General features: G+C 57.5%; 15 protein-coding genes. 10 read left to right on the top strand and 5 right to left on the bottom strand.

Features of this window, described 5'->3' with window-relative positions:
• The first annotated feature begins 186 nt into the window (after positions 1-186).
• The 5 genes from aceE (at position 187) to lpdA (ending at position 7255) form a co-directional block, all read left to right on the top strand.
• Positions 187-2916: a pyruvate dehydrogenase (acetyl-transferring), homodimeric type gene (gene aceE, locus CCR96_RS14050; RefSeq protein ID WP_201220742.1), complete on the top strand. Its 2730-nt coding sequence runs from the start codon at positions 187-189 to the stop codon at positions 2914-2916.
• 136 nt (positions 2917-3052) lie between these two features.
• Positions 3053-4957, top strand: coding sequence for a dihydrolipoyllysine-residue acetyltransferase (gene aceF / locus CCR96_RS14055; protein ID WP_201220743.1), 1905 nt, complete (start codon positions 3053-3055; stop codon positions 4955-4957).
• Positions 4958-5077: 120 nt separating this feature from the next.
• On the top strand, positions 5078-5548 hold the full coding sequence (locus tag CCR96_RS14060; RefSeq protein ID WP_201220744.1) for a DUF29 domain-containing protein: 471 nt from the start codon (positions 5078-5080) through the stop codon (positions 5546-5548).
• A 39-nt stretch (positions 5549-5587) separates the two neighbouring features.
• Entirely contained in the window at positions 5588-5794 is a 207-nt protein-coding gene (locus CCR96_RS14065) for a hypothetical protein (RefSeq protein ID WP_242519094.1), read from the top strand.
• 30 nt (positions 5795-5824) lie between these two features.
• On the top strand, positions 5825-7255 hold the full coding sequence (gene lpdA / locus CCR96_RS14070; RefSeq protein WP_201220746.1) for a dihydrolipoyl dehydrogenase: 1431 nt from the start codon (positions 5825-5827) through the stop codon (positions 7253-7255).
• Positions 7256-7394: 139 nt separating this feature from the next.
• On the opposite strand, the gene CCR96_RS14075 is transcribed toward lpdA, so the two are convergent.
• The 5 genes from CCR96_RS14075 to CCR96_RS25345 all read right to left on the bottom strand — a co-directional run bounded on the left by CCR96_RS14075 (position 7395) and on the right by CCR96_RS25345 (position 13048).
• The gene (locus CCR96_RS14075; RefSeq protein ID WP_201220747.1) at positions 7395-8849 is read right to left on the bottom strand and encodes a hypothetical protein; all 1455 of its coding nucleotides are present in this window, start codon (positions 8847-8849) and stop codon (positions 7395-7397) included.
• Between the two features lie 78 nt (positions 8850-8927).
• Positions 8928-9803, bottom strand: coding sequence for an outer membrane lipoprotein-sorting protein (locus tag CCR96_RS14080; RefSeq protein WP_201220748.1), 876 nt, complete (start codon positions 9801-9803; stop codon positions 8928-8930).
• Positions 9804-9854: 51 nt separating this feature from the next.
• The gene (locus tag CCR96_RS14085) at positions 9855-11111 is read right to left on the bottom strand and encodes a TIGR03087 family PEP-CTERM/XrtA system glycosyltransferase (protein WP_201220749.1); all 1257 of its coding nucleotides are present in this window, start codon (positions 11109-11111) and stop codon (positions 9855-9857) included.
• Positions 11112-11150: 39 nt separating this feature from the next.
• Entirely contained in the window at positions 11151-12266 is a 1116-nt protein-coding gene (locus CCR96_RS14090) for a glycosyltransferase family 4 protein (RefSeq protein ID WP_201220750.1), read from the bottom strand.
• 20 nt (positions 12267-12286) lie between these two features.
• Positions 12287-13048: an ElyC/SanA/YdcF family protein gene (locus CCR96_RS25345; RefSeq protein WP_201220751.1), complete on the bottom strand. Its 762-nt coding sequence runs from the start codon at positions 13046-13048 to the stop codon at positions 12287-12289.
• A gap of 46 nt (positions 13049-13094) precedes the next feature.
• On the opposite strand from CCR96_RS25345, the gene CCR96_RS14100 reads away from it, so the two are divergent.
• From CCR96_RS14100 to CCR96_RS14120, 5 genes are all read left to right on the top strand, one after another.
• The gene (locus CCR96_RS14100) at positions 13095-14192 is read left to right on the top strand and encodes a GNAT family N-acetyltransferase (RefSeq protein WP_201220752.1); all 1098 of its coding nucleotides are present in this window, start codon (positions 13095-13097) and stop codon (positions 14190-14192) included.
• A complete protein-coding gene (gene xrtA, locus CCR96_RS14105) occupies positions 14189-15688 on the top strand; it encodes an exosortase A (protein ID WP_201220753.1) in 1500 nt (499 codons plus the stop codon). The genes CCR96_RS14100 and xrtA overlap by 4 nt, the downstream gene beginning before the upstream one ends.
• Positions 15689-15694: 6 nt before the next feature.
• On the top strand, positions 15695-17572 hold the full coding sequence (asnB, locus tag CCR96_RS14110; protein ID WP_201220754.1) for an asparagine synthase (glutamine-hydrolyzing): 1878 nt from the start codon (positions 15695-15697) through the stop codon (positions 17570-17572).
• A 95-nt stretch (positions 17573-17667) separates the two neighbouring features.
• The gene (locus tag CCR96_RS14115; RefSeq protein WP_201220755.1) at positions 17668-17862 is read left to right on the top strand and encodes a type II toxin-antitoxin system HicA family toxin; all 195 of its coding nucleotides are present in this window, start codon (positions 17668-17670) and stop codon (positions 17860-17862) included.
• Positions 17859-18098 carry a hypothetical protein gene (locus CCR96_RS14120; RefSeq protein WP_201220756.1) on the top strand — a complete coding sequence of 80 codons (240 nt, stop codon included), beginning with the start codon at positions 17859-17861 and terminating at the stop codon, positions 18096-18098. Before CCR96_RS14115 ends, CCR96_RS14120 begins: the two co-directional genes overlap by 4 nt.
• Positions 18099-18676 lie beyond the last annotated feature (578 nt).

Genomic DNA, 18676 nt, shown 5'->3' on the forward strand with positions numbered 1-18676 from the left:
CGGCATCCGGCAGCCTAAGCGCAAGCCCCCGTCAATCGGGAGCTTTTTGTTTGAACAGGCTTTGTCAATCTGACCCCATCGACGTTAAACCTATAATCAGTATTTGCCAATTCACTGAGGCTCCGGTAGCTTTGGCAGCTTTCAACCGCTCGCCGTCGCGTTACGCCCTCGCTTTCAGGAAACGCCATGTCCAATAAGCCCGATATCGACCCCCAGGAGACTCAAGAGTGGCTCGAGTCCCTGGACGCCGTGCTGGAGAACGAGGGTATCGAGCGCGCGCACTACCTGCTCGAGCGCCTGATCGATAAGGCCCGCCGTTCCGGCGCCTATCTGCCGTTCAGCGCCAACACCGCCTATCTGAACACCATCCCAATGCAGAGGCAGGAGCGTTTCCCTGGCGATCGGGCGATGGAGCGACGCATCCGCTCCTTCATCCGCTGGAACGCGATGGCGATGGTGGTCCAAGCCAACCGGCTGTCTTCGGAACTGGGCGGACATATCTCCTCCTTCGCCTCCAGCGCCACGCTCTATGACGTCGGCCTCAACCATTTCTTCCGCGCCCGCGGCAAGGACCACGGCGGCGATCTGGTCTTCATGCAAGGCCACTCGGCCCCCGGCATCTATGCGCGCGCCTTCCTCGAAGGCCGCATCAGCGAGGAGCAGCTCTACAATTTCCGCCAGGAGGTCGACGGTCCAGGACTGTCATCTTATCCGCACCCCTGGCTGATGCCGGGCTTCTGGCAGTTCCCGACCGTCTCGATGGGCTTGGGACCGATCATGGCCATCTATCAGGCACGCTTCATGCGCTACCTGAGTGACCGCGGCGTCCTCAACACCGAAGGACGCAAGGTCTGGGCCTTCCTCGGCGACGGCGAAATGGACGAGCCCGAATCACTCGGCGCCATCTCCCTGGCCGCGCGCGAGCGACTCGACAATCTGGTCTTCGTCGTCAACTGCAACCTGCAACGGCTCGACGGCCCGGTGCGCGGTAACGGCAAGATCATCCAGGAGCTTGAAGCCGTCTTCCGCGGCGCCGGTTGGAACGTCATCAAGGTCATCTGGGGCAGCTATTGGGACCCACTGCTGGCACGCGATAACCAGGGCTTCCTGCTCAAGCGCATGGAAGAATGCGTCGACGGCGACTACCAAGCCTACAAGGCCAAGGGCGGCGCCTACACCCGCGAGCATTTCTTCGGCAAGTACCCCGAACTCGCCGACATGGTCGCCAACATGACCGACGAGGACATCTGGCGCCTCAATCGCGGTGGCCATGACCCGGTCAAGGTCTTCAACGCCTACGCCGCGGCCATGAGCCATCAGGGCCAGCCAACGGTGATCCTGGCCAAGACCGTCAAGGGCTACGGCATGGGCGTTGCCGGCGAGGGCATGAACATCACCCACTCGCAAAAGAAGATGGGCGAGGCCCATCTCAAGGCCTTCCGCGACCGCTTCAACATCCCGATCTCGGACGAGCAGATCGGCGCCGCGCCCTTCTACAAGCCAGCCCCCGACAGCCCCGAGCTGAAGTACCTGCAGGAGCGCCGCGAGGCCCTCGGCGGCCCCTTACCGGCGCGTTTCGACGACGCCCCGGCGCTCGCGGTACCCGAGCTAGCGGCCTTCTCGCAACTGCTCGAATCCAGCGGCGAGCGCGAGATGTCGACCACCATGGCCATGGTCCGGCTGATGTCGATGGTGCTCCGCGACAAGACGATCGGCAAGCTGGTGGTGCCGATCGTACCCGACGAGGCGCGCACCTTCGGCATGGAAGGCATGTTCCGCCAGCTCGGCATCTACTCGCACGTTGGCCAGCTCTATGAGCCGGTCGACTCCGACCAGGTGATGTACTACCGCGAGGAGACCAACGGCCAGATCCTGCAAGAGGGCATCAACGAGGCCGGCGCCATGTCGTCCTGGATCGCTGCCGCCACCGCCTACGCCAACCACGGCCAGGCGATGATCCCGTTCTACATCTACTACTCGATGTTCGGCTTCCAGCGCGTCGGCGACCTGATCTGGGCCGCCGGCGACATGCAGGCGCGCGGCTTCCTGCTCGGCGGCACCGCCGGGCGCACCACGCTCGCTGGCGAGGGCCTGCAGCACCAAGACGGCCACAGCCATCTGGCCGCCGCGACCATCCCCAACTGCGTCAGCTACGACCCCGCCTTTGCCTATGAGCTGGCGGTGATCGTCCAGGACGGTCTGCGCCGGATGTACGCCGAGAAGCAGAACTGCTTCTACTACATCACGGTGATGAACGAGAACTACCCGCAGCCGGCGATGCCCGAGGGGGTCGAGGACGGCATCCGGCGCGGCCTCTACCGATTGCCATCGGCGACTGAGGCAGACGAGACGCAGGCGACGACGACAACGGGCGATACGGCTCATGCAAGAGAGCGCGAGGCGAGCGCCAAGGCCGGGTCAGCGCGCGTACAACTGCTCGGCAGCGGCACCATCCTGCGCGAGGTCCAAGCCGCCGCCGCACTGCTCGCCAAAGACTTCGCGGTTGCCGCCGATGTCTGGAGCGTCACCAGCTTCAACGAGCTACGCCGCGATGGCATCGATTGCGAGCGCTGGAACCTACTGCATCCAGAAGCGCCGCCGCGCAGCGCCTATGTGACCGAGCAGCTCGCCGACAGCGAAGGCCCCATCGTCGCCGCCACCGACTACATGCGCGCTTATGCCGATCAGATCCGGCCCTATCTGCCGCGCCGCTACAGCGTGCTCGGCACCGACGGCTTCGGCCGCAGCGACATGCGCAGCCAGCTGCGCAAGTTCTTCGAGGTCAACCGCTGGTACATCGTCATCGCCGCGCTCAAGGCGCTGGCCGACGAGGGCAGCATCCCGGCATCGCGCGTGCGCGAGGCCATCGAAAAGTATCGGATCGATCCAGAGAAGCCGAACCCGGTGACCCAATGAGCGTGCCGCAGCCTTTTCCAATAAAGCCAGCGGGACGACGCCAGCGCTTGCGGATGCCAAGGCACCCGAGCACTTACTGGCCCTCCCTGATCGCGCATCCCCATCCGGCCCCTCACTGGTCACAGGAGACAGCAGCGTGGCAACGGTAGAAGACATTCTGCTTCCCGACATCGGCGACTTCACCGATGTCGAGATCATCGAGATCCTAGTCGCTCCTGGCGATCGCATCGAGCCCGAACAGTCGCTGTTGACCCTGGAAAGCGACAAGGCGTCCATGGAGATCCCGTCGCCACTCGGCGGCAAGGTCACCGAGATCAACGTCAAGGTCGGCGAGCGGGTTGGGCTAGGTCATCTGCTGCTGCGGGTTGATACCCGTGCTGACGGCGGTGCTGCAAGCTCGAATTCAGCCGAGGGCGCTGACTCAGGAGCAGATTCAGTCTCGGCAGCCGCTTCATCCAGCGCATCCGAGGCCAAAGGCGCGCCTGCCGCTGAGCCAGCAACCAGCGGCACAGGGGCAACAGCAACCGGTGCCAATGCAACCGCAACCGGCGCCAATGCAACCGCATCGACCGCGAACAAACCCGCCTCGACGGCATCAGCGAAAACCGGAAATAAGCAGGCTGCGGCAACAACCAACGCCGCCTCCACTGAGCAGATCGAGGTGCCGATGCCAGACATCGGCGATTTCACCAACATCCCAGTGATCGAGGTCTTGGTCAGCATTGGTGACCAGGTCGAGGTCGATCAATCCATCGTCACCCTCGAGAGCGAGAAGGCGACCATGGAGATCCCCTCGCCCGCCGCCGGGACCGTCGAGGTGGTGCACATCAAGACCGGCGACAAGGTCAATCAAGGCGATCTGCTGCTGACGCTGAAGGGAGCGGCTCAGGCGAGCGTTGGGGATGGATCAGACGCACCCTCAGCCGAAGAGGCCGAGACCGCGCAAGCACCCGCGGCCACCGCAAAACCCGAAGGCGCCCAAGCCCAACCCGAAGCAACCGGCGCCTCTGAAAGCACCCAGGCTCAACAGGCTCGATCCACGAGCCGCGCGCCCGGTGAGGCCGAGCGCCGCAAGGCACCGATCCTGCCACGCCCCGCGGATATGCAGGCCATCGCCAGTGGCCGCACCCCGCATGCCAGCCCAGCGATCCGACGCTTCGCGCGCGAGCTCGGCGTCGACCTGGCACAGGTCAAGGGCAGTGGGCGTAAGGGGCGCATCCTCAAGGACGACGTTCAGGCCTACGTCAAAAAGACACTCTCAGCCGGAGGCCCTCCTGCCGCAGCCGGCGGTATGCCATTCCAGCTCCCGGCCGCGCCCGAGGTCGATTTCAGCAAGTTCGGCCAGACCGAGACGCAGCCGCTCTCGCGCATCAAGAAGCTCAGCGGCACCCATCTGCACCGCGCCTGGCTCTCGGTGCCGCATGTCACTCAGTTCGACGAGGCCGACATCACCGAGCTCGAGGCCTTCCGCAAAGGCCAGAAGCAGACCGCCGAGCAGGCCGGCGTCAAGCTCACCTTCATGCCGTTCTTGATGAAGGCCGTCGCCGGTGCACTAGTGCAGATGCCGACGCTCAAGGCCTCGCTCTCGCCCGACGGCGACAACCTGATCCTCAAGCACTACACCCACCTCGGCGTCGCCGTCGACACACCGAACGGGCTGGTGGTGCCGGTGATCCGCGATGTCGACAAGAAGGGCCTGTTCGAGATCGCCCGCGAGCTGATGACGCTCAGCACCAAGGCACGTGATGGCAAGCTGCTACCGGGCGATATGCAAGGTGGCGTGTTCAGCATCTCCAGTCTCGGCGGCATCGGCGGCACTGCGTTCACACCCATTGTCAACGCCCCCGAGGTCGCCATCCTCGGTGTCTCACGCACTGAGATGAAACCGGTCTGGAATGCTGACAGCAATAGCTTCGAGCCACGGCTCATGTTGCCGCTGTCGCTGTCCTATGACCATCGTGTCGTCGATGGCGCTGATGGTGTGCGCTTCACGACCTTGCTGGCTGGGCTACTCAGTGATATTCGGCGCTTACTGTTGTAATAGACAGGGTGAACGCATCCCCGAGAGAAAGGTTTACACTGCTGTTTTATCGAGTTTTCCATGACGACGATGCCCGTCATCTGACGCACTTGCTGCAGATTGGATCGGGCGAGGCCTCTGATGAACGCACTGAGCACCTTATACGATGTTGACTATTCCAGCTGGGCGGCAAAGACAGCCGAACTGCTCCGCCAGCGCCGCTTCTCAGAACTCGACCTGGATCATCTGCTGGAGGAGCTGGACGACATGGGCAAGAGCCAGCGGCATGAACTAGTGAGCCGCCTGCGAATCCTCCTTGCCCATCTGCTGAAATGGCAGTATCAGTATCGGCAGCTCTCAGAGCGCTGGGCAGAATACGAAGGCAAGCGCTGGCGCAACACACTCATTGAGCAGCGACTTGCTCTAGGCTACCTGCTAGAAGAGTATCCGGGGCTCAAGGGGAAGATCGGCGAGGCCATCACCAAGGCCTACCCGCAAGCCGTCGAGCTTGCCGCACGCGAGTCAGAACTGCCGGTCAAGACCTTCCCGGTCAGCTGCCCTTATTCTCAAGCACAGATCCTCAATCCTGACTTCTATCCTGATGTCAACTAGCGCGGCCCCCTTCAGGGGCCTCAATCGGTGACCCCCATGATGAGTACCATCGAAGCCGTGATCGACGAGAATGGCGCCATCGAGCTTGCCGAGCCGATCAAGCTCGAGGGTAAGCATCGGGCGCTGGTGACGATCCTTGACGAGCTGCCAATTGAACGCGATGAAACACTCTTACTTTCAGAAGCATCGCTCGGAAGGGACTGGTTACGACCAGAGGAAGACGAAGCTTGGGCACACCTGCAGTGATCAACCACAAACACCTGAACGAGAGACTTCATGAGCGACACCGCTCCGAATAAAGAACTCAGCGCCCAAGTCGTCGTCCTCGGCGGCGGACCCGGTGGCTACACCGCCGCCTTTCGCGCCGCCGATCTCGGCCTGCGCACCGTCCTCATCGAGCGCTACCCCAGCCTCGGCGGCGTCTGCCTCAATGTCGGCTGCATCCCCTCGAAGGCGCTGCTGCACACCGCGCAGATCATCGAAGAGGCCAAGACCATGGGCGCAATGGGCGTCACCTTCGCCCCACCCGAGATCGACCTCGACAAGATGCGCGCAGGCAAGAACAAGGTGGTCAAGAAGCTCACCAGCGGCCTCAGCGGCATGGCCAAGCAGCGCCAGGTCGAGGTGGTGCAAGGCAGCGGCCGCTTCGAGACCCCCAACCGCATCAGCGTCGACAGCCGCGAGGGCAAGATCGCGGTCAGCTTCGACCACTGCATCATCGCCGTCGGCTCCACCCCGATCCGCATCCCCGGCTTCCCGCACGATGATCCACGGGTGATGGACTCCACCGACGCACTTGAGATCGACGGCATCCCCGAGCGCATGCTGGTGGTCGGCGGCGGCATCATCGGCCTCGAGATGGCCAGCGTCTATGCCGCGCTCGGCGCCAAGATCGACGTCGTCGAGATGAAAGACCAGCTCATGCCCGGCGCCGACAAGGATCTGGTGCGCGCGCTGCAAAAGGTGGTCAAAAAGCGCTACCAGAACATCTGGCTCGAGACCAAGGTCGCCACCATGAGCGCCAGCTCCAAGGCCATCGACGTCGTCTTTGAAGGCAAGCACCCCGGCGAGGCCAGCTACGACAAGGTGCTGGTCGCCATCGGCCGCCGCCCCAACGGCAAGCTGATCAACGCCGAGGCCGCCGGCGTCAAGGTCGACGAGCACGGCTTCATCCAGACCGATCAGCACATGCGCACCAATGTGCCGACCATCTTCGCCATCGGCGATGTCGTCGGCGGCCCGATGCTCGCACACAAGGCCACGCACGAGGGCAAGGTCGCCGCCGAGGTCATCGCCGGCGAACCAGCGCTCTTCGATCCGATGACCATCCCCTCAGTCGCCTACACCGACCCCGAGGTGGCCTGGATGGGCCTCACCGAGACCGAGGCCGCGGCCAAGGGCATCGAGGTCGAAAAAGGTGTCTTCCCCTGGGCCGCCAGTGGCCGCGCGCTCGGCATCCATCGCGACGAGGGGCTGACCAAGCTGCTGTTCGACCCCGAGACCAAGCGCATCCTCGGCGCCGGCATCGTCGGCCCCAACGCCGGCGAACTGATCGGCGAGACCGTGCTCGCACTCGAGATGGGCGCCGACATGGAAGACCTCGGCATGACCATCCACCCGCATCCGACCTTGAACGAGACCATCGGCCTCGCCGCCGAGATGGCCCATGGCAGCATCACCGATCTCATCCCGCCAAAGCGGCGTTAATCAGAGCGATCGCTGAGACTTAGTGGCTGTTTCTACTTCCCGATAATCGCCTAACCCTGACCCTCAAATCGGTAAGAAGTTGATCGACAGTTTCTTAGGGGGCTCTTCGCAGGCTGCTAGGCGGTTTTACGGCAATCGCCTAAAAGCTCATCCGCCAACCAAGAGCGACATTCGTGTTATCAGAGAAATAGTCGCCAAAGGTGCCGTTCTCGCCCGCAAAATAGTGCAACCCAGCATAGATTTCTAGCGAACGGATACCGGTCCAAACAACCTCCGGATTGAGATAGAGGTTGTCGTAATTCAGGTCGGCGACCATGTTCAGACGCGCGCGCCAGCGGCCTTGGCCCCATTCGGTTTCGAGCTGCCCGTTCAAGGAAATCACATCCACCTGGTCCAACACCCTGGGTGGATTCATCAGGTGGTGCCCCATCAGCTGGAGATTCAAACGGGTATCCGCATCACCAGGGTAGAGTTCGACCCCAGCCACCCAATCCACGCCGTTCACGGTCTCCATCTGCAGCGCTTCCGTAGTCACTGGCACGTCGCTCAGCCAAGCCGCCTCCAAGCGCAAGGTAGCCGACCCCAGCACCAGACCGAGGTCACCGCCAACCACTGTGGTGTAAGGATGCTGGCCCTCAAAGGTTGGGCGCCCCTGCCCCTGAGCGACCGCTAGCTGTGGACTGGCACCGGCGAGCAAGGCCGCACGCACCTGCGGGTCCAACGCGTAGTAGGGCAACGAATGTCGGACCCGCTGCAGGGTCAGGGCGTAATCGAGACCACTCAAGGTCTGACTAAAGCGGACACCCCCGCCAGCACCGCCGGGTCGGGCATCATCCCCCACACTCCCAGCCGCAAGCAGCCCCTGAAGCAACGGACCGGTCGGAATCCCCAGCACCATCCCGCGCTCCTGATCGACCGGATACCAGACGCTCTCCTGCTCCGGCAGTACGGCAGCGCGAAATTCAGGAATCAGAATGACATCCAGCTTGGTGCCATCGCCGAATTCTTCCCACCGCAGCATCGGCACCGCACGGCGGCGCTCGCCCAATTCGTCGAGGATAAAGCGGGTGATGTCCTGCACCGAGAGTCGATCGGTCGGTGCAATCTCGTCAACTCGACCCCAGAGCACAGTCTGAGCACCCGCTGTGATGCTGCGACGGTCATCCCGATAGCGGACGAAGGTCTCGCCATAGTCGAGTCGGGTACCCTCCGAGTGACGCGCGCCGGTTTGCAAGGTCGAATCCAGTCGCCCCGCGGCCTGCCACTCCCAAGTCTCGCTCGGTCTCCACCGCGCCGAGACCTGGCCTTGAGCGTACAGGGTTCCAGCCGCCTCGCTGCTAGAGCCGGTGAAGGCCGCGGTTTCAAGCCAAAGTCGGTCTAGCCCGATCTCGAAGTCACTAGAGCCCAACGCATCAGCGCCAGCGCTTGAGCCGGATGTTGGCTCGGCCAGCGGCTCGGCCGCCGCCGGGAGCTGATCGGCATCCGTCCCCTGCCCCAGCACGATGACATCACCGTCCTGCGCCCCGCTGGCGTAGCTCCCAAGCACCATGCTTACCCCGGCAATGAGCCTGATGAAAAGCCTAAGCGTGGACATGCAGCGTTCTCCCCGAACCGGCCAACCATCGGCCTACGTTGACCCAAGTACTCAGCATCGATCGCTTCCGCAAAGCCCTCAAGGCCGGGAGCGAGCTTCAAGGCTAGGATCTTCCAGCGCACGCTTCGTGAATAGCGATGATGGCAGGCCCCGGTCGTATCGCGTCACGGCATTCGTTAGCCGCGTCTCATGGTTTTGCTGCAGGTCGGTCATCACACTTGAGGTCACTGTCCAGTAACCTTGAATGCGCTCCAACCGCTCCACAGTGAGTCGCTTGAACGGCTTGCTGGCTCCGGGCTCGTAATACTCGATCTGCAACGGCACCAGCGCCGTCGGATGAATCCAACTCACCCGCTTGCCATACACCGAGTTACTCGCGCTAACCGGAATACTCTCAAGCACCTCGGTTTGCACGCCCTGAAGGTTCTCAGAACGCAGCCAAGTGTGGCGATCCATCGACACTTTGCGGTCCCGCAAGTCCTCGTAGAAAAAGTCCGAGCCGACAAAACGCCCACCCTGGCGATCAGCTGAGATACGCCGCGAGCGTTTGAGCGCCGGCAAATATACCCATTGCTCGGTATCACCCGCCGCGCGGTCGAGGGTCAGCAGGCCCGTATCAGCAATGTCAGGTGGATCAGTGAAGCGTATCAGCGTCGACACCGTTCCGCTCCCCGACTCCTGCCGATAAATAATCAGACTGCGCGTGCGTGGTGAGCCACCGCGTTCTGTCAGCACCATACTGCCGCGGGTCGTCACATCATCGCCATCCGGACGGTTATAGACCCGTTCAGCCAGATCATGCCCACGCGCTTCGTCAGCGCTCAGCGTGACAGGCAACAGCAACAGCACAACGGCAAAAAGCAACCAGAGAATCAACAAGCGCGGCTTGTTGCAGGTAGACAAATCGGGAGCAGCAAAGGCAAACACAGGAGGTTCCTCCAATTCAAGCGGCATCAGGCTGACAAGCCTTGAGACCTAAGGGTACCGCGAAACGCGGGCTAGCATTTACTGGTCAAATTCATCCGACAATTGCGGTGCACCAACTAATTCGCGTAGGGGGGCCAATTGTTGACTCCAAGAATAAACCCGATTGATGGTTGCAAGCGCTTCTCGTCGTACCGCTGCGTACCTGAGATGGTCGGACGTCAACACTTCAATCGTTTTCAAGAAGAGGTCAGCAGAATCCGCGATGAGAATATGGACTCCATCATCGGCTTCGATGCCCTCTGCACCAACTGTCGTTGAGATCACAGGCAAACCACAGGCCATTGCCTGCAGTATTTTGTTTTGCAGGCCGCGTGCGATTCGAAATGGCGCAACAAACAAAGTCGACTGGTGAAAATACGGCAAAATGTCATCAACAAACCCAGTCACCCTGATGCCTTCTTCACCAGCCAAGGCTTGAATCGTTGGCGCTGGATTCATACCCGCGATAGTGAACGTCGCCCCAGGCCAACGCCTTCTCACTGCAGCCCAAACATGTTCATAAAACCACAGCACCGCATCAACATTTGGCGCATAGTCCATCACACCCGCAAACAACAATCGCGGTGGCTCAATTTCTATCGGGGATGCCGCAGGCAAAAACTCTTCGCCATCGATTCCATTACCAACCGTCAAGATCCTACATGTTGCTTGAGGTTGAGAGTCTCGAAACAACTGAGTCTCAGGCTCCGCCACCAACAGTGCTGAATCGAAGCGCTCTGCTACAACCTGCTCGAGCGCAGCGACCTTCTTAGCTTCGCGCTGATAGACAAACCGCATGACTAACCCAGCATTCTCAGCGTACTGTTGCCATTTATAAGAATCAAGATCCATAAAATCCATAATCGTTAGCGTCTTTGATGACAAATAGCGGCGACTCTTCTCAATATAAGGCGCCATACTTGACGCAGTACAGATAACAGCATCAACTGATGTCTTTGTAAGGACATTGTGCAACTCTTTCAGTAACTTACCGGAGAAAAAATACGACTCACTAATTGCACAGTTAGCAACAAAAGAACGCAAATAACGAATAAGCTTCAAACTTGTACGATGATAACGTACCTGACATGCAGGATGCATCCGTTCAAGTTGTTGGCAATAAGCAATGTCAAGGTCAGTCTCAACCGAACAGAGAACAGTGACAGCAGCGCCATGGGCAATAAAGCCCTTGATTTGATGATAGGTACGTAGCTTTTCACCCTTATTAGGAGGGTAAGGGACTCTGTGCGCCAAATAAACAATATTCAAATGCTTCACCACTCTCCAACCAGTCATCACTCAAGATCATTTTCTGATCTCAGACTAACAATGTCTTTATCGCCCGGAGACAACATCGTCGTAGAGCGCAGCGTAGGCCTTAACCATATGATCCACCGAAAACTGCCGGTTAAAGCGCACTAGGGCTCCACGCGAAAACTGCTGACGTAGGTCCGATTGCTCCATAACGCTCGTCATCGCATCCGCAAACGCCATCTCATCATCATTTGGTGTCACTATCCCATTCTCACCATGCGCAACAACTTCAGCATTACCGCCAGCATCAGTCACGACACAAGGCTTGCCAAGGCTCATTGCTTCCAACAGAGTCATCGAGGTCCCCTCACTCAGAGAAGAAAGCAGGAAGGTATCCATGGCCGCGATATGATTGCCAGGCTCAGTCATATAGCCAGTAAAAAAAACACGTTTATCCAGACCCAATTCATGAACAAGCGTTTCCAAACGCACTCGCTCATCTCCATCCCCAACTAAAAGCAACCGCGCGCCGTCATGCTCAGCAACGACCCGAGAAAAGGCCTTGATCATCATCGTCTGATTCTTAATCGGATCAAAACGGGAAACGGTTCCAAACAGAAAATGATGCTCATCTAAACCATAGCCTGCGCGAATATCGCGGATCTTGTCATTATCAGAGTACAGCTGTGCGATACCATTGTATACCACAACAATATCATCAGCTTTGATCGCCTCATAATCAACTAGCGCCTGCTTAGTCGAACCTGAGATGGCAGTGATCGCAGAGGTCAAGCGTGCAAAACCTGGATTCAGCAGCATGCGTTTCCAGCGGCGTCTATCCGGGTAAAACCGACCGTGCTCAGTAAAAATAACCTTAGCTCGGGTGCCCAGTGATGCCATCAGCCCATAAACCCAAGGGGTGTATTGATGACAATGGAGGATGTCAATACCACGTGCCTTAACAACGCTACGAATACGCCGTATCAGGGTCCAGTCGAAACCCGGACGTCGACAATAGCTTTCGATCTCTATACCTTTGCTAGCCAGTTCCTGCCCCCATGGTCCCAGCGGATGCTCAATACAGAACAAAGAAAAATCAACGTCCGGTTCAGCCTCCGCAAAACCCTCTATAATGTTCTTGATGACCATCTCTGTGCCACCAATCCGCATATCGAAAGTAACATGGAGAACCTTCATTGGCTTACGACACTCTCTTTCTAAGACGCAGCACGTTGTCTGCGCAGGTAATAATCTTTGGCAAGCGCGATATATTCATAAAAAGCGCGACGCGATGCCTCGAGCGCATAGATCGAGGGAATTTCAAGCCTTGGCGTCAGATTCCCTAAACTGAGAAAATCGACAGGGAAGAAAGAAACATTTTTGCAATTGTCCACCAGCAGCCTAATCCGTCGCACATGGGTAGCAGACGAAATAATCAGTGTTGGCCGATCTTTCAAAAACGCCATTGCAGCAGTAATCTCACCAGCGGTGGTGCTACCGCGCTTCAACAAAATGATATCCCGCTTCTTCACACCGAGCGAAACCAAAAGCGCTGTTGCCTTTTCCGCATAACTCACATTTTCATGAGATTTGCTTCTCCCACCGGTGACCAAGATCTTACCCCGATACTGATGATAAAGTTGCGCCGCAGCGGTTAATCTCTGCAACGAACACTCCGCCCATCGACTGATCTCCGGCACATCTCCCTTGTCTGAGTAATAGCAGGCTAATGGATAAATCAGCGAATTAGCATTTTCCAAGTCAGGCTCAATGCGATTCAGATGCTCGAGCGGGTACAGCAGCAGGTCAGTGACATACGGCTGGGAAAAGATGAGTAATACACCAGCGGCAATCCCATAGCTGATCTTCCAAGCGAGTGCACGCTGTGCCAAACTAAACCAAAGCCCTAACAAAAAAAACAGGCCAGCGATGACCAACGGGGAGCAAAGGGTGACTACAATACCCTTTATGATATCCACTCAAGAACCTCCCGCGTAACCGCTTACCCGACCGAGGCCGCCGACCTTGTATACTGCAAAAATCACGGACCTCCAAAACCCTGAACAATTGGAGGGTACTTGGTCCTCGGTTCAGGCAACGGTCCATGATGCCCCGTTTTTTCTCACTTGGCCCTGGATTTCTACTTGGCTCGAGACCTACAATCCGCAATGCCTGCAGATCACAGGCTATTTTGGCCAGCAAGCCGTCTGCGTCGGCCTATTGACCCGTTCCTACGTCAAGCGGCGCAAGCTGATCGGTGCCCGGCAACTGCGGCTTCACCAAACCGGCATCGAAAGCCAAGATCAAATCTGGATAGAGTACAACGACTTTCTCGTTTCTGATCAACATAGAGTCGCCGCAGTCAGCGCCTGCCTGCAAACATTGGCGTCGCTTGCAGACTGGGACGAGTTCATCATCTCCATGATGCCCCGCAACCGCACCAACCAAGTGCAGCGCTGCTTTCACCATAGCCGAATCCTGATGACCGCGCCCGCCTATGCTGTCAGCTTGTCGCCCTTCAGTCGTGATCCAGCCAAGTACATGCCCAGCCTGTCTCCCAACACGCGCTACCAGATCCGAAGATCGGTGCGTGACTACAGGATGCAGCATGGTAACATCTCCCTCGAAATCGCGGCTACCGAGGAGCGTGCGATCACCTTATTTCATTTGGCCGGGACCCTTCACAGGACGCGATGGAGTGACAGCGGATTCAACAACGCTGATTTTGTCCGCTTTCATGAGCACCTCATTCGCTCTACTCATGCGTCGGGAAAAACTGCGGTGTTGAGTATCACTGCCGGCGACCGTCTTATTGGTATACTCTACTTTCTAGTTGACGACAGGACAGCCTACTTCTACCTACAAGGGCTCAATTATGACAACAACCCCAAACTCAAGCCAGGGCTTGTTGCCCATCAACGAGCGATAGAATATTTTATCGCCAAAGGAATACAGGTATACGATTTCATGGGAGGCCATAGCCAGTACAAACAACAACTCGGCGCTCTCACACAGAATCTAGATAGTCTACTCATTCAAAGACCGCGGCCACGCTTTTTTCTAGAAAACCTGGCACGAACGCTAAAAGATCGTCTCATTACATACGGGACAGACAGCCGATGACTAAGCTCGACAATACCACCCTGCTGATTGGCCTAATCCTGCTGATCCCAGCGGTCTTCTTTGGCACCACATTCTCAATGGCCCAAGTCTGGGCAACCAATGAAACCTTCACACATGGTTTCATCGTTTTTCCGATTTCGCTGTGGCTCATCTGGCAAAATAGGTATCAGATCAATCAAGCCCCCTTGTGCAGCGTCCCCATAGCACTGGGTTTCACACTGCCCGTGATCGGCATTTGGATATTAGGTGCCCTGGTTGACGTCAAGGTCGTTCAACAGCTGGCCCTGATCACGCTGATCCCGCTCTCAATATGGGCGCTGCTGGGCCCGCGCGTCCTCAGTGCAGCCCTGTTCCCCATCGGTTACCTCATCTTCGCGGTTCCTCTTGGGCAGGAACTGATTCCCCCGCTGATGGACTTTACCGCCTACTTTACCGTCGAGTTAATACGACTATCCGGCGTCCCGGTTTATCAAGATGGACTTTATTTCACCCTGCCCTCAGGCAACTGGTCTGTGGTCGAAGAGTGCAGCGGCGTCCGCTATCTCATCGCATCACTCGCCCTCGGTACCATCTACGCCTACCTCAGTTACAACAGCTTCTACAAACGAATCATCTTCTTCCTATTCGCTATCGCGGTTCCCATCATCGCCAACGGCTTGCGAGCTTACATGATCGTGATGATCGGACATCTCAGCGGCATGAAATATGCCGTCGGAGCAGACCATTTGCTATATGGATGGGTGTTTTTCGGTATTGTTATTTTTCTCATGTTTTATATCGGCAGCTTCTGGCGAGATCCGCAGCCAGAACCCCCGTCTTCTGACGACAAGCCGACACCGGCCCCTAGTCGCTCCATCAACATCAGTTGGCAAGTCGTCGTCTTATTTACCGCCCTGCTAGTCTCGACCAAACTGGTCACGGCTTCTCTCGTGGCACCGCCAACCGAAAATTTCGTCCCACAGTACGTGGAAATCCCCAGCCAACTCGGGGACTGGGGCGAACGAGAGACCATCGGCTTTGACTGGATGCCTATTTTCAATAATCCAGACAAGCACGTGGAAGTCATCTACGGCAATGACACCAATGCACAAACAGGTACTGACACCGATGCCGTGCGAGTCGACATCGGTTTCTTCCGTTATCAACGCGACGGCGCTGAAGCGGCCTCCTCGCTTAACCGACTCTCAGATCCCTACTATGGAGATTGGAAAATCGTCGCCAGCAGAGCCAGCCACCACGGTAGCCAAAGCGTCCAAGAAACCGAACTCAGAAAGCATAACGAAAAAATCTTGGTCTGGAGTTGGTATCGTGTCGGCAATCATGCCGCAAGTAGATCCGCCGAGGCGAAGATTAAACAGCTGTTTAGCCACTTGCTCAGCGGCCGCCGTGATGCCTCAATGATCACCCTTGCAACAGGCGTTGGAGAGAGTGCCACTGCCGCAAGAGAAAGGCTTGAGCACTTTAAGACTATTCTCGAGACACAAGTGTTTAAGTGATTCAACATGTGCGGTATTGCAGGTTTCACCCAATTCCATCGCCCCCTCGGTGACCACGACACCCTAACACGGATGGGTGAGGCCATCCGCCACCGCGGCCCCGATGCACAGGGCAGCTACCTCCAAGGCCCGGTAGGATTACATCACCGCCGCCTCTCGATCATCGACCTCTCCGCGGCCGGCAATCAGCCGATGCATTCCCACTGTGGCCGCTACGTACTAGTCTTTAACGGCGAGATCTACAACTTCCTCGAATTGCGCGAAGCACTGGAAAAAGACGGATACCCATTCCGCACCCAGACGGATACGGAAGTCATTCTCGCGCTCTACGCCCAAAAAGGAAAAGACTGTCTTGCTGACCTAAACGGCATGTTCGCCTTCGCGCTCTGGGATCGCGAAGAAGAGCGCTTATTCCTGGCACGTGATCGCATCGGCAAGAAACCACTCTACTACAGCCTCATTGACGGCGACATCGCCTTCGCCTCAGAACTCAAGGCCTTGCTCGCAGCGGATCTGGTCAAGCGCAGCATACGCCTCGATGCGCTGCGCGATTACTTCGCCTTCCAATATGTCCCAGACCCAAAAACCATCTTCGAAGGGGTATTCAAGCTCGAACCGGGTCACTGGCTGGAAATCACGGCCAGCGGCCATCGCAAAGCACCGTACTGGGATCTTTCCTTCGCAACCAACGGCATCGACGCAGACCAAGCAACCAGCCAGTTGCGCGAGCAGATCAATGCCGCCACCCGACGGCGCATGGTCGCCGACGTGCCGCTCGGCGCCTTCCTCTCTGGTGGGATCGACTCCAGCGGCATCGTCGCCACCATGGCCCAACAGAGCCAGCGTCCGGTCACCACCTGCTCGATCGGTTTCGACGAAAAACGCTTCAACGAGACCGAATTTGCCCAGATCGTCGCTCAAGCATACGCGACGGATCACCATGAATACGTCGTCAACCAGCAGGTCGCCGAGAACCTGCATGAGATTGCCCGCTACTTCGACGAACCCTTCGCCGACGCGTCTTTAGTCCCCACCTATTTCGTCTCAAAACTGGCCCGCCAACAAGTCAGCGTCGCGCTGGCCGGTGATGGTGGTGATGAAGTCTTCGCCGGCTATGAAAAATACGCCATCGACGCCATCGAAAACCGCTGGCGCGAGCGCATACCGACCCTGATACGGCACAAGCTGCTACCAGCCGTCGCCTCGCTCCTGCACCGTACCCCTGTCAGACTGCTCCGTCGCGCAGGCACGCTCTTGTCAGCCTTGGCCACGGAACCGGCCATGGGCTTTTATCTCTCCAATGCGCAGATCACCGATGCGCAATGGCAGCGCATTGCCAGCGAAGACACCCAACAACGTCTTTCCGACTACCACCCGAGTACCCAGGTCATCGACGCCTACCGGCGCTGCGATGGGCCAGACCACCTCTCACGCATCCTCTACACCGACATCAAGACCTTCCTGCCGGGCGACATCCTCGTCAAGGTCGACCGCATGAGCATGGCCCACTCCCTAGAGGTCCGCGCGCCGCTGCTGGACTACCAACTCATCGAATTTGCCGGCCAGCTGCCGTCAGCGCTCAAGTTCCATGAGGGCGAGAAAAAACGCATCCTCAAAGCCGTCTTCAAGCCAGATCTACCCGAGGCCATCCTCGACCGCCGCAAGATGGGCTTTTCCCCGCCACTCGCAGACTGGTTTCGCCAGGATTTACGCGGCCTCGCCGAAGACAAACTCCTCAACGCCCAAGACGGTCTCCCCCGCTACTTCAACATCGAACGCATCCGCGAATTGTGGACCCAGCACCAAGCCCGCACCCACGATCACGGCGCGATCCTATGGAGCCTGCTCATGTTTCAACTCTGGTGGCAAGAATACATGACCTGAATTTTGCTACGCTTCTGCGGCGCATGGGCTGTGAACGGCTCGACGCGCAGTCTGGGCCAACTAGGCAGATTCCATGCTAATCCACATAATAAATCATGCCTCGTAAAATTCGAGCATTACTGAACGATCTGCAGAAAGCGGGGTTCATAAATCGTGGAGGAAAAGGAAGCCATCGTAATTTAGAACATGGCTCCGGAGTACGAATTACAATCTCCGGTCATCTTGGTGATGATGCAAAGCTTTACCAAGAAAAAGAAGTGAAACAAAAGATTCGAGAAGCAAAACAATGAAAGAAAGTGCAAAATATTTAAAAATTGTTGAGTGGTCGGATGAAGATCAATGTTTCATTGGTGAATGCCCTGGTGTTATTGGTCCATGCTGTCATGGGGAAAATGAAAGAGAAGTTTATTCGGAGCTTTGTGAAATAGTAGATGAATGGTTGGATTTATGGAAAAAAGAAGGAAAGCCCTTGCCACCATCGACCTATGGTAGAGGCATCGCTCAAAAATTGGCAGAAATAGCCTAACAAGCTGCCGTAGACCACCGCCCACTTCGCTTTGGAATAGCCGAGAGCATTCCGCTGCTAGTCGAGCGGATGGCGTAGCGCTCGCCGTCGAGCATGACATCGCCTCCGCACGGGCCGTAGCCTTGGATGTCTCGCCCAAGGATGCCCTTGGCCTGGGAGCCGACGAAGGCCAGTTTGGCGCTGGCCCGTCGCGAATCCTGTACCATAATTAACAGTGCACGAGAGCCGGAGACCCGTTCTGGTGGTTAGCTGCAAGAACATGAAGTAATAAAATCTCGCTATGGCTGAATCTGTCTACATTGAATCATCCGTCATTAGCTACTTTACGGCACGCCCGAGTCGAGATCTTGTGATCACTGCTCGACAAGCAATAACCGAAAGCTGGTGGCATGATCACAGATTCAAATACGAGATATTCATTATAGGCATCGCGGCGGCGTCAGGTGTCAATTTCCTCCTCACATGGAATTTCAAACACATTAACAACGCACACACAAAAGCATTAATTTCGTCCATAATTGAAGCACATGGCTTCGTTTCTCCAATTTTGTGTTCACCAGAAGAACTAGGAGCGGAGA

It is taken from the genome of Halochromatium roseum (genome assembly GCF_016653315.1).
Taxonomy (GTDB): Bacteria; Pseudomonadota; Gammaproteobacteria; order Chromatiales; family Chromatiaceae; genus Lamprobacter; species Lamprobacter roseus.

What these genes read in the sequence shown, in the direction of transcription:
- aceE (WP_201220742.1), top strand. Translation starts at nt 187, where the DNA reads ATGTCCAATAAGCCCGATATCGACCCCCAGGAGACTCAAGAGTGGCTC.
- CCR96_RS14060 (WP_201220744.1), top strand. Translation starts at nt 5,078, where the DNA reads ATGAACGCACTGAGCACCTTATACGATGTTGACTATTCCAGCTGGGCG.
- CCR96_RS14065 (WP_242519094.1), top strand. Translation starts at nt 5,588, where the DNA reads ATGAGTACCATCGAAGCCGTGATCGACGAGAATGGCGCCATCGAGCTT.
- lpdA (WP_201220746.1), top strand. Translation starts at nt 5,825, where the DNA reads ATGAGCGACACCGCTCCGAATAAAGAACTCAGCGCCCAAGTCGTCGTC.
- CCR96_RS14075 (WP_201220747.1), bottom strand. Translation starts at nt 8,849, where the DNA reads ATGTCCACGCTTAGGCTTTTCATCAGGCTCATTGCCGGGGTAAGCATG.
- CCR96_RS14080 (WP_201220748.1), bottom strand. Translation starts at nt 9,803, where the DNA reads ATGCCGCTTGAATTGGAGGAACCTCCTGTGTTTGCCTTTGCTGCTCCC.
- CCR96_RS14085 (WP_201220749.1), bottom strand. Translation starts at nt 11,111, where the DNA reads ATGACTGGTTGGAGAGTGGTGAAGCATTTGAATATTGTTTATTTGGCG.
- CCR96_RS14090 (WP_201220750.1), bottom strand. Translation starts at nt 12,266, where the DNA reads ATGAAGGTTCTCCATGTTACTTTCGATATGCGGATTGGTGGCACAGAG.
- xrtA (WP_201220753.1), top strand. Translation starts at nt 14,189, where the DNA reads ATGACTAAGCTCGACAATACCACCCTGCTGATTGGCCTAATCCTGCTG.
- asnB (WP_201220754.1), top strand. Translation starts at nt 15,695, where the DNA reads ATGTGCGGTATTGCAGGTTTCACCCAATTCCATCGCCCCCTCGGTGAC.
- CCR96_RS14115 (WP_201220755.1), top strand. Translation starts at nt 17,668, where the DNA reads ATGCCTCGTAAAATTCGAGCATTACTGAACGATCTGCAGAAAGCGGGG.
- CCR96_RS14120 (WP_201220756.1), top strand. Translation starts at nt 17,859, where the DNA reads ATGAAAGAAAGTGCAAAATATTTAAAAATTGTTGAGTGGTCGGATGAA.